This window comes from Streptomyces sp. NBC_01216, from assembly GCF_035994945.1.
Taxonomy (GTDB): Bacteria; Actinomycetota; Actinomycetes; order Streptomycetales; family Streptomycetaceae; genus Streptomyces.
Genome location: NZ_CP108677.1, coordinates 1,240,713 through 1,256,015, shown reverse-complemented (window position 1 = coordinate 1,256,015; position 15,303 = coordinate 1,240,713). Strand labels below are relative to the sequence as shown.

General features: G+C 71.8%; 12 protein-coding genes. 7 read left to right on the top strand and 5 right to left on the bottom strand.

Going from position 1 to position 15,303, the window contains the following annotated elements:
- The first annotated feature begins 513 nt into the window (after positions 1 to 513).
- Both OG393_RS05375 and OG393_RS05370 read left to right on the top strand, forming a co-directional pair.
- Complete coding sequence (locus tag OG393_RS05375) at positions 514 to 1,815, top strand: phthiocerol/phthiodiolone dimycocerosyl transferase family protein (RefSeq protein WP_327373439.1); 1,302 nt, start codon at positions 514 to 516, stop codon at positions 1,813 to 1,815.
- Positions 1,812 to 2,318, top strand: coding sequence for an RNA polymerase sigma factor (locus tag OG393_RS05370; RefSeq protein ID WP_327373438.1), 507 nt, complete (start codon positions 1,812 to 1,814; stop codon positions 2,316 to 2,318). Before OG393_RS05375 ends, OG393_RS05370 begins: the two co-directional genes overlap by 4 nt.
- Positions 2,319 to 2,476: 158 nt before the next feature.
- Here the strand turns inward: OG393_RS05370 and OG393_RS05365 are convergent, their stop codons facing one another.
- A complete protein-coding gene (locus OG393_RS05365; protein ID WP_327373436.1) occupies positions 2,477 to 3,277 on the bottom strand; it encodes an IS1096 element passenger TnpR family protein in 801 nt (266 codons plus the stop codon).
- Between the two features lie 332 nt (positions 3,278 to 3,609).
- Between OG393_RS05365 and OG393_RS05360 the strand changes: the two genes are divergently transcribed.
- Together OG393_RS05360 and OG393_RS05355 are read left to right on the top strand one after the other, a co-directional pair.
- The gene (locus tag OG393_RS05360; protein WP_442817403.1) at positions 3,610 to 4,110 is read left to right on the top strand and encodes a SigE family RNA polymerase sigma factor; all 501 of its coding nucleotides are present in this window, start codon (positions 3,610 to 3,612) and stop codon (positions 4,108 to 4,110) included.
- Positions 4,111 to 4,681: 571 nt separating this feature from the next.
- Entirely contained in the window at positions 4,682 to 5,953 is a 1,272-nt protein-coding gene (locus OG393_RS05355; RefSeq protein ID WP_327373434.1) for a mannosyltransferase family protein, read from the top strand.
- A gap of 174 nt (positions 5,954 to 6,127) precedes the next feature.
- Here the strand turns inward: OG393_RS05355 and OG393_RS05350 are convergent, their stop codons facing one another.
- Both OG393_RS05350 and OG393_RS05345 read right to left on the bottom strand, forming a co-directional pair.
- Positions 6,128 to 7,543: an amidase gene (locus tag OG393_RS05350; RefSeq protein WP_327373432.1), complete on the bottom strand. Its 1,416-nt coding sequence runs from the start codon at positions 7,541 to 7,543 to the stop codon at positions 6,128 to 6,130.
- A 431-nt stretch (positions 7,544 to 7,974) separates the two neighbouring features.
- On the bottom strand, positions 7,975 to 9,102 hold the full coding sequence (locus tag OG393_RS05345; RefSeq protein ID WP_327373430.1) for a magnesium and cobalt transport protein CorA: 1,128 nt from the start codon (positions 9,100 to 9,102) through the stop codon (positions 7,975 to 7,977).
- A gap of 168 nt (positions 9,103 to 9,270) precedes the next feature.
- Between OG393_RS05345 and OG393_RS05340 the strand changes: the two genes are divergently transcribed.
- On the top strand, positions 9,271 to 10,386 hold the full coding sequence (locus tag OG393_RS05340; protein ID WP_327373427.1) for a winged helix DNA-binding domain-containing protein: 1,116 nt from the start codon (positions 9,271 to 9,273) through the stop codon (positions 10,384 to 10,386).
- Between the two features lie 59 nt (positions 10,387 to 10,445).
- On the opposite strand, the gene OG393_RS05335 is transcribed toward OG393_RS05340, so the two are convergent.
- Positions 10,446 to 11,270: a LuxR C-terminal-related transcriptional regulator gene (locus OG393_RS05335; RefSeq protein WP_327373426.1), complete on the bottom strand. Its 825-nt coding sequence runs from the start codon at positions 11,268 to 11,270 to the stop codon at positions 10,446 to 10,448.
- 91 nt (positions 11,271 to 11,361) lie between these two features.
- Between OG393_RS05335 and OG393_RS05330 the strand changes: the two genes are divergently transcribed.
- Together OG393_RS05330 and OG393_RS05325 are read left to right on the top strand one after the other, a co-directional pair.
- On the top strand, positions 11,362 to 13,041 hold the full coding sequence (locus OG393_RS05330) for an AMP-binding protein (protein WP_327373424.1): 1,680 nt from the start codon (positions 11,362 to 11,364) through the stop codon (positions 13,039 to 13,041).
- Positions 13,038 to 14,627, top strand: coding sequence for an AMP-binding protein (locus tag OG393_RS05325; RefSeq protein ID WP_327373423.1), 1,590 nt, complete (start codon positions 13,038 to 13,040; stop codon positions 14,625 to 14,627). The genes OG393_RS05330 and OG393_RS05325 overlap by 4 nt, the downstream gene beginning before the upstream one ends.
- A 129-nt stretch (positions 14,628 to 14,756) precedes the next feature.
- Here OG393_RS05325 and OG393_RS05320 read toward each other — a convergent pair whose 3' ends face one another.
- Positions 14,757 to 15,302 carry a GNAT family N-acetyltransferase gene (locus tag OG393_RS05320; protein WP_327373422.1) on the bottom strand — a complete coding sequence of 182 codons (546 nt, stop codon included), beginning with the start codon at positions 15,300 to 15,302 and terminating at the stop codon, positions 14,757 to 14,759.
- Position 15,303: the final 1 nt, after the last annotated feature.

Below are 15,303 nucleotides of genomic sequence, written 5' to 3'. Positions count from 1 at the left end.
GAAAGTTCGTTTCTGGACACGATTGAGGACTGACTATTCGTCATAAAGAAGCCGGTCGAGGGGGCAAGATGATGCTCATGGCATGTGCCACCTCGGGGATCCCTGCCGGGCAGCTCCTGGGAAGAGAGCGGAAGAACGGCGAAGTCGAGCCATATTCCACTGTGTGGTTGGGGAAGTCGGTGTGGCTGGGTAGCGTTCCTCCGGTCCTCGGTATTCGCGATCGAGGCTGCGACGGGAGGACGGGGATACCTCGGTGGGTGGGCGCGGAGTTCCTTCCGGCAATAGTCGCCCCGCTCGTTTCGGTGCCGGATGAACAAGGCAAGGTCGACACGCCGGATACGAATGAGAGGCGTATCACGTCGGACAGCCTCTTTGTCTTCTGGTAAGTATCTGGATCAGAGAAATCTTCCAGCGGTGAAAGCGCTACTCGGTATGGCCGTCGGCAGAGCCGCTGGCGTTGCCCCGAGGCAGGGCGGACGTGCCGGCTGGACAGTGGACAAGAGGGGTAGTCGTATGCACCGCACGTTATGCCCGGCGGAGACCATCTATGTGGCGCAGCGCAGCCGTGCCGTGTTGTCCTGCACCGTCCGCGGCCCACTCGACGAGAAGGTCCTCGCCGAGGCGTTCGCCGTCAAGCTCGCGGAGCACCCTTCGCTCCGCTGCCGCATCGCCCAGCGGGACGCTGCTCACGTACTGGAACCCCTCACCGAGGAGGAGCTTCCCCGTCTCCTCGTACGCGAGGGCGGCCCCCACTCCTACGCCGAGGAGTTCAACTCCCCTCTTCCCGTGGGTGGTCCGCTCATCCGCGCCACCCTGTGGCGCAGCGGCGCCACCGCGCGAGAGCACCTGATGACGCTGAGCGTGGACCACACCGTGACCGACGGGCACAGTGCCATCGCCCTGCTCCGCGGACTGTGGGACACCTATGCGGAGTTGAGTAAAGGTCAGGAAGCGGACACGGACCGGAAGACGAGCTATCCCGTTCCCGTCTCCGCGCTGCTCCCCCCGGTCGCCGCCGAGGACACCGCCGAGCACCTCGCTCGAAGGATCGAGCAGGCACGCCGCCGCCCGGTGGCCTGCCTGCCCTACGAGGCGACCGGTGCCGACCGCGGTCCAAGCGGCCGCGAGATCAACGTGATCCGGGTCCTCCTCGAAGCCGCCCAGACCGAACGCCTGCTGCGACTGGCCAAGGCCGAAGGGGTCTCGGTGCACGGCCTGGTGGCCGCGGCCATGCTGCTCGCGGTTCGCCGCCGGATGGGCGCCACTCCCGGAGCGAGTTCCCTGGGCTGTCTCTCTCCGGTCGACCTCCGGTCCCGACTGACCCCGCCGTTGGCCATGGAAATGATGGTGCCGGCGGTCACCTCCTGTCTGGACGTTCTGGAGGTGGCGCCGGACGACGACCCCTTGGAACTCGCCCGTGAGGTGACCCGGAACCTGCACGCGGCCCTCGACCGAGGGGACTTCCTGCACGAGACGCAGATCCTCGCAGCGGTGCCCAAGCACCCCGAGCTCCTGGCCACGAGCGTGATCGTCACCAATATGGGCCGGGTGGAGGGGCCCGCCGCCCCGCCCGGTCTCGACATCGACGACGTCCGTCTGGCCCCTGCCCGTGAGCACTACTTCCCCCAGGCCGGGCGCGGTCCGGTCATGGGTTGCGTGGTCTCCTTCGACGGTCGACTCGGCGTCGAACTCCCCTACAGCACCGCATGCTTCACTGAGAAGCAGATGAACGAGGTGACCGACGGCCTGCGTTCGGTCCTGCTCGGTTTCGCCCAGGGCGAGGGCGCCGAGGGGTGCGTGGCGGTCCCGGCATGAGTCCCGTCACCTCCGCGTTGCTGCCCCGCGCCCAGGCAGGGGACCGCGAAGCGATGAACGACATACTCCTCCACATAGCTCCGTTCGTCGGACGGCTGTGCCTTCCGATCGCCCGCCGGCACAGCTCGGACGCCGCACAGGAGGCCATGCTCGCGATCTACCGGGGCATCGGAGGGCTACGGGAACCGGAGGCGTTCTACGGCTGGGTGCGCGCTGTCACCGTGCGGGAGGCGGTGCGCACCTCTCGGCGCCTGGACCAAGGGCCGACCGACGACCTGACCGACCGCGCCCTGGAAGGGAACCCGCTCGACACGGTGCACATCTGCGACGCGATGGACCGGCTCTCCGCCCAGCATCGTCAGGTGCTCACCCTGCGCGCCGTCTACGGAATGAACGAAGAGGAGATGGCCGCCACCCTGGCGCTGCCGGTCGGCACCGTCCGCTCGCGGTTGCACCGTGCCCGGAGGAACTTCCAGGACGCTTGGCACCAGCGGTCCGCCTGAGTGGACCCCTTGCGGGACGGCCGCCCGTACGTCGCCGGAACCGGGCGCGCCGGATGCGTGCTCGGTTCCGGTGCCGCCTGTCCCCGGCCGCCACCTCACCCGTGCCGCGCCTGCGCCGGGCGGGCGGATCGGGACGGCCCCTGCGCCAGTGCCGAGGCTCAGCGGAGGGTAGCGAAGCGGATGGCGTCGGCGGCGGCGACTCCGGGGTGACGGCGCACTGCTCCCAGGTCCTCCCGGTCAAGACCCCGAGGCGTAGAGCCCGGACACGCCGGTCCGGCGGCCTGCGTCCGCGGTGCCGTTCCGACTTCCGCCCGCGCGGTGATCCCGTCCCGGTCGAAGGCCGCCGGATCGTAACCGGCCGCCCGCAGCTCGGCGACAAGCTCACCGTGCGGGCCACTCCCGGCCCCGCCCGGGGTGTCGAGGGACTGCAGCACCTCGGCCAGTCCCCAGACGCCGCCGATGTCCTCGGCCGGTACGTCGGCGCGACGCCCGCCGACGCAGCGCACCGCCCGCTCCGCGCCGGCCGTACGCGGCAGTGTCTTCTCCAGCGTGATCCCGTGCTCCAGGGTGTGGTGCAGCGAGCCGACGGCGATCTGGGTCCGTCCGACTTCGTGGGCGACGCCGATCACCTCGCTGACGGCGTCCTCGACGAAGAGCTTGGTCAGCCCGTCCAGGTCGTACGCGGTGAACGCCGTGGCGAGGGCGTCGGGGGTCTCGCGGTCGGGAGCCGTACGGCGGGCGAGCGCAGCTGCCCGCTGGAGCCGGTCCGCCCGTTGTCTACTCCGCGCCGCGCGGCCGGCCAGGACAGGGCGGCTCCGGCTTGCGGCCGACGTCCGGGGCGAACGGCCTGCCGCCGCCAGGCTCTCCTGGCAGCGACGCCCTGGCGGAGCAAGTGCACGACAGAGAACAGTCCCTCTTCCCGGGACATCAGCACCGTGTCCCAGCCCGATACAAGGCATCTCACCTGCGAGAACGATCCGCGTTAGCGGCTCGTGACGCGCGCTTCTTGCCATCAGGCCGTGTCGGGGTGCCCGTGCGCCGGGCGGCGGGCCGGCAGTCGTCGTCGGGCTTCCGGGAGCTGCGCGGGTGGGTCGCCGTCGGTCCCGCGGTGCCGAGCGGGCAGCATCGCCTGAGCCGCCCGCCCTGTGCGCGCGGCCCCGGACGGCCACGGGCCGGCTCGGACACCCGGACGTCCTGTGACGACGATCACTCCGCTTCTTCGCGTGCGATGTCGACCGGACGCCCGGCGGGGGGCGTATGTCCCGTGAAGCAAGAGATCTGGGAGAACGCGTTGACCGTCGAGGAGTTCGAAGATTTCTACGCCCAGAAGGTCGCCTGCCTGACGGGGCAGTTGTACGTGATGCTCGGCGACCTGCACGAGGCGCAGGACGTCGTGCAGGAGGCGTTCGTCAAAGGGTGGACCCGTCGGCGGCAGATCGACCGCGACGGCCACCCCGAGGCATGGATCCGCACCGTGGCTTGGCGGTTGGCGGTCAGCCGGTGGCGCGGCCGGCGCCGTACGGCCGACGCCTGGAAGCGAGGGGGCGCGCCCCCGCCCCACGTCGAGGCACCGGGACCGGACCAGGTGGTGCTGGTCGACGCCTTGCGTGAGCTGCCGGGCCAACAGCGCCGCACCCTGACCCTGCACTACCTCTGCGACCTCACCGTCGAGCAGATCGCCGCCGAGACCGGACTCTCCGGCAGCACCGTCAAGACGCACCTGGTCCGCGGGCGGGCCGCACTCGCCCACCGCCTGCGGAACTCCCGCATCGAGGAGGGCCCCGATGTCTGACCCCCAGGACCCGCTGCGGTCCCTCTTCCGAGCGGCCGGGGACTTCGGGCGGAGCCGTGCCCACCCCGCGCCCGCCGCGCACATCACCGACCGCGGGAGGCAGTCGTACCGGCGGCGCCTCGCCGCGCTGGCGGCAGGCGCGTGCCTGCTTGTCGGCGGAGGCAGCGCTGCCGCGTTCACGCTGATGCGGAGCGACCCCGTGCCCGCTCCGCCGGCCGTCAGCCCCTCGCCCGCTCACACCTCTCCCGTTCCGTCGAGCGAGTCACCGTCGGGCAGTCCGACCGGCCTGGCGCCGTCGGGGTCGACCCGGCCGGGCTATCCGCCTCCGACGTCCACAGCACCGGGCACCTCGTGGCCGGGCACCTCGCCACGGCCGGGCACCTCGCCACGGCCGGACGGCGGCCCGTCCGCGACACGCACCGCTCAGGCCACCACTCAGCCGCAGTCGGGCGGTGCGTCGTACACAGCGGACTGACCCTGCCCTCTCGCCGCCCCCGGCGGACCGCCACCGGGTGGTTGCGCACGCCCGCCCGCGCCCCGCCGCACTCACCGATGCCCGAAAGATGACACTATGACCCTGACGCCGCCGCCGTTGCGCCGCCCCCGCTCCGTGCGCCCGAAGGCGCCGTGCCCGCAGGCACCGCGCGTGCGGATCCCGCCGCGGCCGTGCCTCCCGCCCCGGGTGACGCTCGGGACGCGGGCGGCCGCCCTGCTGGATCGTGCCGACCGCGAGGTGCTCTGGCTGTACCTGCTGACCCGGATGTCCCTGTGGGTCACCGCCTACTGCACCCGGTGGCTGTTCCCCGGCCGGTCCGACACCCGCGCCGCCGGCTCGGTCCTCGCCGCGTTCGAGCAATGGGACTGGCACCACTACCTGCACATAGCCCGCGACGGGTACTTCCCCGAACCGGCCGGCGGCGGCTCCGGGCAGGACGACGGCGACAACCGGGAGGCGTTCTTCCCCGGCTTCCCGCTGGCGCTGCGGGCCGTGCACGCGATGGTGCCGCACTGGACCGGCGCGGGTCTGCTGATCTCCTTCGTCGCCGGAGCCGTCGCGGTCCTGGCACTGGCCCGCCTCGCCCGCTGGTACCTGCCGGACCCCCGCGCCGGGCGGCGCACCGTCCTGCTCTTCCTGCTCTCCCCATGCGCGGTGTTCCTCGCCGCCGGCTACACGGAGGCGCTCTTCCTCGCGCTGGCCCTGCCCGCCTGGCTCGCCGCCCTGCGCCACCGCTGGCCGCTCGCGGCCGGCCTGACCACCCTTGCGACCACCGTGCGCGTCAGCGGCCTCTTCCTCGCCGCCGCCGTGGCCGTGCACTTCCTCCTCGCCGTCCGGTCCCGAGGCGACCTGCGGGCGCTGCCGTGGCTGGCCCTGCCCGCCGTCCCGGCGGCCCTGTACGCCTGGTACCTGCACGCACACACCGGTGACTGGCTCGCCTGGAACCACGCCCAGGAGCGCGGCTGGTACCGCGCGTTCCACACCCCGTGGGAGAGCTGGTCCGTCACCTGGGACGCGGCGTTCGACGGCGTGCACACCACCGGCTACGCCGTCATGTTCCAGGCCGAGCTCCTGTCGATGGTCGCCGGACTGGTCCTGTGCTGCGTCCAACTGCGGCGGCGGCGCTGGTCGGAGGCGGTGTACATCGGGCTCACACTGGCGGCGCTCGGCACCTCGTACTGGTACATGTCCCTGCCGCGGTCCACGCTGCTGTGGTGGCCGCTGTGGATCGGCCTCGCGGCCTGGAGCCTGCGCCGGCCGCGGGTCGCGACCGTGTACCTCTGCCTGGCCGCCCCCCTCGGCACGGTGTTCGCCGTCACCTTCCTGTCAGGGCGGTGGGCCGGATAGGGGTGACCGGCGGACCGCGGGACGCGGCGGCTCGCCGGGTTCGGTGAGATCGGGAGAGGCCCCGCGGCCAGGCCCTGGGCGCCCCGGGACACCCGGTCGGGCACGCCGACCGGCCGGCTTCGTCCCGCCGTCACCGGTGGTCCGCACGGGGCTGAGTGCCTCCTTCTGGACTCGTCAGAGGTCTTGGACGCGCCGGAAGGGACGGTCGGCCTCCAGCTCGAAAGCGGCCTCCAGCAGGGTGCGTTCGGCACCGGGGCGGCCGGAGAGCATGACGCCGATGGGTAGCCCGTCCTCCGTCGCACGGGCGGCGGGCAACGAGATCGCCGGCGTCCCGACGACGTTGTTGACGGGCGTGAACGCCACGTAGGCGAGGATCCGTTCGATCAGCGTCGGGTAGTCGACGCCCGGGGCGAGGTGACCGATCGGCGGCGTGGTGTGCGCGAGGACGGGGGAAAGGATCAGGTCCAGCCCGCGGAAGCCCGCCGCGTACGGCTCCCGGGTGCGCTTCAGTCTCCGCAGCACAGCTGGGGTGCCCCGCCAGTTCTCCAGGTAGGTCTCCCGCAGTCCCCGGCTGAGGGCGTCCATCCGGCGCCGGTCGAAGCCGTCGCCGAGGGTCCGGCCGGTGACGCCGAGGAGGAACGACAGCAGACCCCAGTAGGTGAGGAAGTCCTCCGTGAAGCGGGGGTCGATCGTCAACTCGACCGGCTCCACGGTGTGCCCGAGCCGTTCGAGAGTCTCCGCCGTCTCCGTGACAGCGGCCCGGGTGGCGGTGTCGGAGCGGACACCGTTCGGCGAGTCCGGCAGGAATCCGATGCGCAGCCTCCGCTCGGCGGGGCCCTCGACCAGGCCGAGGGGCGGCAGCTTCGGGTTCCGCCAGTGCGTCTCGGCGGCGGCGAGGAACACGGCGGTGTCCCGGACCGATCGGCTCACGATGCCGTCGGTGACGAGGTCGATGGGCAGTTGGCGGCTCTGCGCGTTCGGCAGGACACGGCCGCGGGTCGGCTTCAGCCCGACCAGTCCGCAGCAGGCGGCCGGGATCCGGATCGAGCCTCCGCCGTCGTTGGCGTGCGCGATCGGCACCGCCCCGGCCGCGACGAGCGCCGCGCTGCCGCCCGACGAACCGCCCGCGGAGAAGCCGGTGTTCCACGGGTTCCGGACGGGCTCGGCGTCTTCGTACTCCGTGGTCGGGCTGAATCCGAACTCGGGCAGCCGGGTCTTGCCCAGCACCGTGACGCCGCTGCTCACCAGCTGCCGGGCGAACGGGGCGTGCCGCCGTGCGGCCCTCGGAGTGAACGCCTCGCTGCCGTGACCGGTGGGAAGCCCCAGGTAGTCGGTGTTGTCCTTGACGAAGGTCGGCACTCCCGCGAAGGCGCCGCCCGCCACGGACCCGGTCACCGGTTGCTCGACGTGCACCTGGACGGCGTGGAGCCGCTCCTCCGCGACGGCGACGCGCGCCGCCGCGTCACGGGCGACCTCGGCGGCGCCGACGTCACCGCGCCGGATCGCCTCGGCGAGGCCGACGGCGTCGTGGTCGCCGAGGGCGTCGTCCCGGAAGACGTGCACCGTGGTCTGTTCCCCGAAAGTCGTCACCGCTGGCTCCGCCTCGACCGCGTGGATGGTTGCCCACCATCATCTCTTACCATCGAGTAACAAGCGAGGGTTTCGGACTCTGCCGCTGTACCGCTGTACGGGTCTGTCAAACGACGTTGGCCGGTCCCCCTTCCCGCAGCCGCCGCACTTCTCGGTTCCAGCCGGTCCTCCCTGTGCGCGGTGCCTTGAGTGGACGTCAACAGCGTTCAGGGGATGGCCTGCAGGGCTTCACTGGACACCCTCTGTGACCAGCGACCCTCAACCTGGCCTGTGGGGCCGTCCCCGTGGTGGCCGCAGAACTGCAGGCGGTGGCAGTGGAAGTCGACTCCTCGGCGCTGCGCATTCTCCCCGGATTCTCCCCAAGAGCACCGGACGACCCCTCTCAGACGTTCGCGTTTGCGAAGTCGTTCAGCTGGTCGCGGGGAGGTCGGCTACAGCCAGCGTCGCCGCTTGAAGACGAAGTACAGCCCTGTGCACACCCCCGCCATGAGGAGGATTGCGAACGGATACCCGCCGGCCCAGTGCAGTTCCGGCATGTGGTCGAAGTTCATGCCGTAGATGGTTCCCACCAACGTGGGTGCAAACAGGATGGCCGCCCACGAGGAGATCTTCTTGATCTCCTCGTTCTGCTCGAAGCCCGCCTCCGCCAGCGCGCGCATCTCCGCGTTCTGCTGCTGGGTCACGAGCGTGGCGTTGACCGTCAGGATCTCCGACAGGGCCTGGCGGAAGCCGTCCACACGTTCGCTCGTGTGGGTGACGTGGTCGGCGACGTCGCGGAGGTAGCGCTGGAGTTCCTCGTCCGTGCCGTACTTGGCGAAGCCGGCCATCAGACCGTGCAGCATGCCGACCAGGGGGCGGGTGGCGCGCTGGAACTCGACCATCTCGCGGGAGAGTTCGTAGGTGCGACGGGAGACCGCCGGGTCTCCGCCGAAGACCTCGGTCTCGATCTCGTCGATGTCGTTCTGCACCCCCTCGACCACCGGCGCGTAGCCGTCCACCACCGCGTCGAGGATGGCGTACAGGACCGCCTCGGGCCCCAGGGCGAGGAGTTCGGGGTTCTCCTCCATACGGTGACGCACCGCCGAGAGGTCGGGTGCGTCGGCGTGGCGGACCGTGATCACGAAGTCCCGGCCGACGAAGACGTGGAGCTCCCCGAAGTCGACCTCCTCCGGGGCGTCGAGGTAGCGCGCCGCGCGCAGGACCACGAAGAGGGTGTCCCCGTAACGCTCCAGCTTGGGGCGCTGGTGGGCCTCCATCGCGTCCTCGACGGCGAGCTCGTGGAGGTCGAACTCGGCCGCAAGGGAGTGGAGCTCCGTCTCCGAGGGGCGGTGCAGGCCGATCCACGCCATGCCGTCGGGTGCCTCGCGCAGCTGGCGGAAGGTCTCGGCGAGGGTGTCGGGTGACGAGACCTGGCGGCCGCCCCGGTAGAGCGTCGCCTGCACCACGCTCGCTTTGTCCTCAGGCGCTCCCTCGGGGCCGGTGTCCGGTTCCGGACGAGACCGCGGGGCGGCGGGATCGGTCCGGCGGCGCCGCGCGGGGCGGGGGTGGCGATCCGACACGGTGGCTCCACCTCCGTGGTGCGTGATCGGGGTCGGCTGTCGGGACTCCGTGCAGGATATACGGGGTGAGTCGCGCGGGCGCGGCAGCCTCGGCCACCTCCCCGGGCGACCCGTGCGGGCCATGCTTGCGGACCGGACCTGTCCCCAAGGCTGGGTAGCGTGCCGTCCATGGCCCCCAAGACGACGCCCCCGGTGCTCTCCGTCCGTGCGCTGAACCGTGCCACGCTGGCCCGCCAACTGCTCCTGAGCCGTGCCACGATGGCCCCCGACGAAGCTGTCTCCCATCTCCTCGGCCTCCAGGCGCAGAACACCAAGCCGCCCTACTACGCACTCGCCGCCCGGCTCGCGGACTTCCGGCCCGAGGACCTGTCCACCCTGATGGAGGAGCGGGCGGTCGCCCGGATCGTGACGCTGCGGTCCACCCTCCACACCCACACCGCCGCTGACGTGCTCACCCTGCGGCCCTTGGTGCAGGGAGCCCGGGACCGTGAGGTGAGGATCTTCCGCAAGGGCCTGGACGGCGTCGACCTCGACCGGCTGGCGACGCTCGCCCGCCGGTTCGTCGAAGAACGTCCCCGGACCCCGAAGGAGATCCGTGAGGCACTCCTCGCCGAATGGCCGGACGCCGACCCGCAGGCCCTCACCGTCGCCGCCCGCTGCCGGCTGCCGCTCGTCCAGGTGACCCCGCGCGGCCTGTGGCGCCGCGGCGGACAGGTCTGTCTGACGACCGCCGAGCACTGGCTCGGCCGTCCCGCCGAGCCGGTCCCCGCCCCGGACGACACCGTGCTGCGCTACCTCGCCGCCTTCGGCCCGGCGTCCGTCAAGGACATGCAGACCTGGTGCGGTCTCACTCGCCTCCGGGAGACTTTCGAACGCCTGCGCCCCCGCCTCCTCGCCTTCCGGGACGAGCAGGGCGTCGAGCTCTTCGACCTGCCGGACGCGCCACGCCCCGACGGGGAGACCCCCGCGCCGCCGCGCTTCCTTCCCGAGTTCGACAACCTGCTCCTCTCGCACGCCGACCGGAGCCGGGTCGTGGCCGCCGAGCACAAGGTCCGCACGTGGAAGGGCAACCAGCCGTACCGCGTCTTCCTGCTCGACGGCTTCCTGGCCGGACTCTGGCGGATCGAGGAGACCGAGCAACGCACGACGATGACCATCGAACCCTTCGGCCTGCCGAACCGTACCCGGCGGGCGGAGCTGACCGAGGAGGCCGAGCGGATGCTGGCGATCATGGCACCGGCGGGCGTACCCCACACGATCGCCTTCGGCACCGTGGCCCGCTGACCGACCGGACCGCGGGCCAGGGGCCGCCGGGGTGATGGTCCGGAGGGGCCGCCGGGGCCCTACGGCAGCAGCCCCGCCCGGCGGGCCGTCACGACCGCCTCCCAGCGGGTGCGGGCGCCCAGCTTGCGCATCGCCGAGCGCAGGTATCCCTTCACGGTCTCCGGTCGCAGCCCCAGCCGGTCCGCCGCCGCCGCGTTCGTCGCCCCCGGTGCCACCGCCGCGAGGACGTCCAGCTCGCGAGGGGTGAGCGTCAGCTCCACCGGCCGCGCCGGCCCCGTGGCCGCGGTCTCCAGCCGTCCGCACACCGCGAGGAGCCGGGCCCGCAGTTCCGGGTCCGGGACCCGGGGTGCCAGTGCGTGCAACTCGCCGTGGGCCTGCCGGACCTCCTCCCACGACGGCCCCGGCACCGCCTGCCGCTCGGCCGCCAGGAGTCGCCGCGTCTCGTCCCTTACCGCGAGCGCCTGTTCCACGTCCCGGGCCGCCGCGACCGCGGCGTCGAAGACCCGCTCGCCGATCGGCAGGGCGTCGCGCAGCGCACCGTACAGCACGCCCCGGACCTTGCGCCGCACGACCAGGGGTACCGCGATCACCGAACGCAGACCCTCCACCGAGACCGGACGGTCGTACTCGTGCGTGATGTGCCGGGCCGCCGGATAGTCCGTGACCGCGCAGGGCCGTGACAGCCGCAGGCATTTGCCGCCGAGTCCGCTGCCCGTCGAGACCGCCAGACCGCGCAGGGCGGGCGTCACCGCACCGTCCAGCTCGGCGATCCGCAGTCGGCGGCCGTCGTGCAGCAGCCCGCCGAAGACCACCGGGAGTCCGGTGGCGCGGCGCAGCCGCAGCAGCGCGGCGCGCAGCTCCACCGTTTCCGTCCGCTCGGACACGGAACCTCTCCTTCACCCCCGAACGGGGGTAGTGAGACCTGGGTCACCGATTACACGATGTCCGGGACCGGTCCCGCAACCAGGAGGACACATGACGGCAAGCAGCGCGACGGAGAGGTTCCGGGCCGCCCGCGACTTCCTGCTCCGGCACCGTGAGGACTACGAGACGGCGTACGAGGGCTTCGAGTGGCCGCGGCCGGACCGTTTCAACTGGGCGCTGGAGTGGTTCGACGTCATCGCCGCCGACAACGACAGGACCGCCCTGCACATCGTCGAGGAGGACGGCCGCGAGACCAGGCTGAGCTTCGCCGAGATGTCCGCCCGCTCGAACCGGGCCGCCAACTGGCTGCGCTCCCGGGGTGTGCGTGCGGGGGACCGGATCATCGTGATGCTCGGCAACCAGACGGAACTCTGGGAGACCGCGCTCGCCGCGATGAAGCTGCGCGCCGTCGTCATCCCGGCGACGCCACTGCTCGGCCCGGCCGACCTGCGCGACCGCGTCGAGCGCGGCCGGGCCCGGCACGTGATCGTGCGCGCCGAGGACGCCGCCAAGTTCGACGACGTACCAGGCGAGTACACCCGGATCGCCGTCGGTGGCGGGGCGCGCGCCGACTGGCTGGGTTACGAGGCGGCGTACGGCGAGCCGGACACCTTCGAGCCGGACGGCGTCACCCACGCCCACGACCCGCTCATGCTCTACTTCACCTCCGGTACCACCGCCCGCCCCAAGCTGGTCGAGCACACCCATGTCTCGTACCCGGTCGGGCACCTCGCCACCCTGTACTGGATCGGCCTCCGGCCCGGCGACGTCCACCTGAACATCTCCTCGCCCGGCTGGGCCAAGCACGCCTGGTCCAACCTGTTCGCGCCGTGGAACGCGGAGGCGACCGTCTTCATCCACAACTACACGCGCTTCGACCCCGCCCGTCTGATGGCCGAGATGGACCGCAACGGCGTCACCTCCTTCTGCGCCCCGCCGACCGTCTGGCGGATGCTGATCCAGGCCGACCTCACCCAGCTGCGCACCCCGCCCCGCGAGGTCGTCGCGGCGGGCGAGCCGCTCAACCCCGAGGTCATCGACGCCGTGCGCCGCTCCTGGGGTCTCACCATCCGGGACGGCTTCGGGCAGACCGAGACCGCCGTCCAGGTCTCCAACAGCCCCGGCCAGCCGCTGAAGGCGGGCTCGATGGGCCGGCCGAGTCCCGGATACCGGGTCACGCTCGTCGACCCGGTGAGCGGCCGCGCGGACGTGGCGGAGGGCGAGATCTGCCTCGACCTCTCCGCCGCCCCGGTGGGCCTGATGACCGGGTACCACGGCGACCCGGAACGCACGGCCGAGGCGATGGCCGACGGTTACTACCGCACGGGCGACATCGGCTCCCGCGACGCCGACGGGTACATCACCTACATCGGGCGCGCCGACGACGTCTTCAAGGCGTCCGACTACAAGATCTCGCCGTTCGAGCTGGAGAGCGCGCTCCTGGAGCACGAGGCGGTCGCCGAGGCCGCGGTCGTGCCGGCTCCCGACGCACTGCGGCTGGCGGTCCCCAAGGCGTACGTGGTCCTCGCCGAGGGGTGGGCGGCGGACGCCGGCACCGCGAAGCTGCTCTTCGCCCATTCGCGCGCCGTGCTCGCCCCGTACAAGCGGGTACGCCGGATCGAGTTCGCCGAGTTGCCGAAGACCGTCTCCGGCAAGATCCGCCGCATCGAACTGCGCGAGCGCACGGCCAAGGGCGAGGGCACGGAGTACACCGAGGGGGATCTGGGATGAGCCTGTCCTACACGCACGGCACGAGCCGTACGCCGCTGCTCGGCGACACCATCGGTGCCCATCTCGACCGGGCCGTCGCCACCTGGCCGGACCGCGAGGCGCTGGTCGACGTCGCGAGCGGGCGCCGCTGGACGTACGCCGCCTTCGGTGCGGACGTCGACCGGCTCGCGGACGCCCTGCTCGGCAGCGGGGTAGCCAAGGGGGACCGGGTCGGTATCTGGGCGGTGAACTGCGCCGAGTGGGTACTGGTGCAGTACGCGACCGCCCGGATCGGCGCGATCATGGTGAACATCAACCCGGCCTACCGCGCCCACGAGCTGGAGTTCGTGCTCCAGCAGGCCGGTATCTCCCTGCTCTTCGCGTCCCTGAGCCACAAGTCGAGCGACTACCGCGCGATGGTCGAGCGCGTGCGGCCCGCCTGTCCCGCGCTACGGGAGGCCGTCTACATCGGCGACCCGAGCTGGGACGCCCTGCTCGCCCGGACCGCGGGGGACCTGCGCCCGGCGGAGCTGTCCTGCGACGAACCGGTGAACATCCAGTACACCTCGGGCACCACCGGGTTCCCGAAGGGCGCCACCCTCTCGCACCACAACATCCTCAACAACGGCTACTTCGTCGGCGAGATGATCGCCTACAGCGAGCAGGACCGCATCTGCATCCCGGTGCCCTTCTACCACTGCTTCGGCATGGTCATGGGCAATCTCGCGGCGACCTCGCACGGTGCCTGCATGGTCATTCCCGCGCCGTCCTTCGACCCGGCGGCCACCCTCCGCGCGGTCGAGCGGGAGCGGTGCACCTCCCTGTACGGCGTCCCGACGATGTTCATCGCGGAGCTGAACCTCCCCGACTTCGCCTCGTACGACCTCTCCACGCTGCGCACCGGCATCATGGCCGGCTCGCCCTGCCCGGTGGAGGTGATGAAGCGGGTGGTCGCCGAGATGAACATGGCCGAGGTGTCGATCTGCTACGGCATGACCGAGACCTCACCCGTGTCCACCCAGACCCGGCGCGACGACGACCTGGAGCGGCGCACGGGCACCGTCGGGCGGGTCATGCCGCACGTCGAGGTGAAGGTCGTCGACCCGGTCACCGGCCTCACGGTGGAGCGCGGCACGGCCGGCGAGCTGTGCACCCGCGGCTACGGAGTGATGCTCGGCTACTGGAACGAGCCGGAGAAGACCGCGGAGGCCGTCGACGCGAGCCGCTGGATGCACACCGGGGATCTGGCGGTGCTCCGCGAGGACGGCTACGTCCGGATCGTCGGCCGCATCAAGGACATGATCATCCGGGGTGGTGAGAACGTGTACCCGAGGGAGATCGAGGAGTTCCTGCACGGCCACGAGAAGATCGCCGACGTGCAGGTCGTCGGCGTTCCCGACGCCCGCTACGGCGAGGAGATCCTCGCCTGCGTGATCCCGCGCGACCCGGCGGACCCGCCGGCCCTGGACGAGATCACCGCCTTCTGCCGCGGCCGGCTGGCGCACTACAAGATCCCGCGCGCGGTGGAGATCCTCGACGAGTTCCCGATGACGGTCAGCGGCAAGGTGCGCAAGATCGAACTGAGGCAGCGGTACGGCGAAGCCTGAGGCCCGGCCGGTGCGCGCCAGGGTCGTCGGCCGGCGTACGACGCGGTCCCGCGGCCGGTACCCGCGGGACAGTGTCGTACGCCGACGCCCGGCTCGGAGCCTGTCGGGTGGCCTTCGCCCGACAGGCTCTCAGCCGTCCGAGGGCTGGAGCCGGGGGACCGGCACCAGGTCGCGGCGCATGCAGATCCGCGGCCAGGTGGCCAGTCCGTGCGCGGCCTCGGCCCGCTGGATGGCGCGCAGGCCCTCGGTCAGTTCCGGATCCGACGCGGCCAGGTCGCGGAAGCCGAGCCGCCGGTAGTACGGAGCGTTCCACGGGACGTCGTTGAAGGTGGTCAGCGTCAGCGCGGTCAGGCCGCGCGCCGCCGCACCGGCAGCCAGATGCTCGATCAGTGCCCGGCCGATGCCACGCCGGGCGGCGACCGGATGCACCGAGACCTGTTCGATGTGGGCCGCTCCGTCGACCGTGTCCGTCAGCAGGTAGGCGACCGGCCGGTCGCCCGGGTCGACGGCCACCCAGGCACGTCCGGCCAGGCGGTAGGCGTCGAGAACGTCCAGGGGCAGGGGCTCGTCGTCGGCGACGGCCGTCATGCCGAGGGAGCGGAAGGGGTCGCCCGCCGCTCGTTCGATGTCCTGGAGCAGCGGGAGTTCGGCCGGTGCGGCCGCTCGGATGCGCATG

Bases quoted from the DNA above. Each gene is read 5' to 3' on its own strand.
- OG393_RS05375 (WP_327373439.1), top strand. From the start codon at position 514: ATGCACCGCACGTTATGCCCGGCGGAGACCATCTATGTGGCGCAGCGC.
- OG393_RS05370 (WP_327373438.1), top strand. From the start codon at position 1,812: ATGAGTCCCGTCACCTCCGCGTTGCTGCCCCGCGCCCAGGCAGGGGAC.
- OG393_RS05365 (WP_327373436.1), bottom strand. From the start codon at position 3,277: ATGCCTTGTATCGGGCTGGGACACGGTGCTGATGTCCCGGGAAGAGGG.
- OG393_RS05355 (WP_327373434.1), top strand. From the start codon at position 4,682: ATGACCCTGACGCCGCCGCCGTTGCGCCGCCCCCGCTCCGTGCGCCCG.
- OG393_RS05340 (WP_327373427.1), top strand. From the start codon at position 9,271: ATGGCCCCCAAGACGACGCCCCCGGTGCTCTCCGTCCGTGCGCTGAAC.
- OG393_RS05330 (WP_327373424.1), top strand. From the start codon at position 11,362: ATGACGGCAAGCAGCGCGACGGAGAGGTTCCGGGCCGCCCGCGACTTC.
- OG393_RS05325 (WP_327373423.1), top strand. From the start codon at position 13,038: ATGAGCCTGTCCTACACGCACGGCACGAGCCGTACGCCGCTGCTCGGC.
- OG393_RS05320 (WP_327373422.1), bottom strand. From the start codon at position 15,302: ATGCGCATCCGAGCGGCCGCACCGGCCGAACTCCCGCTGCTCCAGGAC.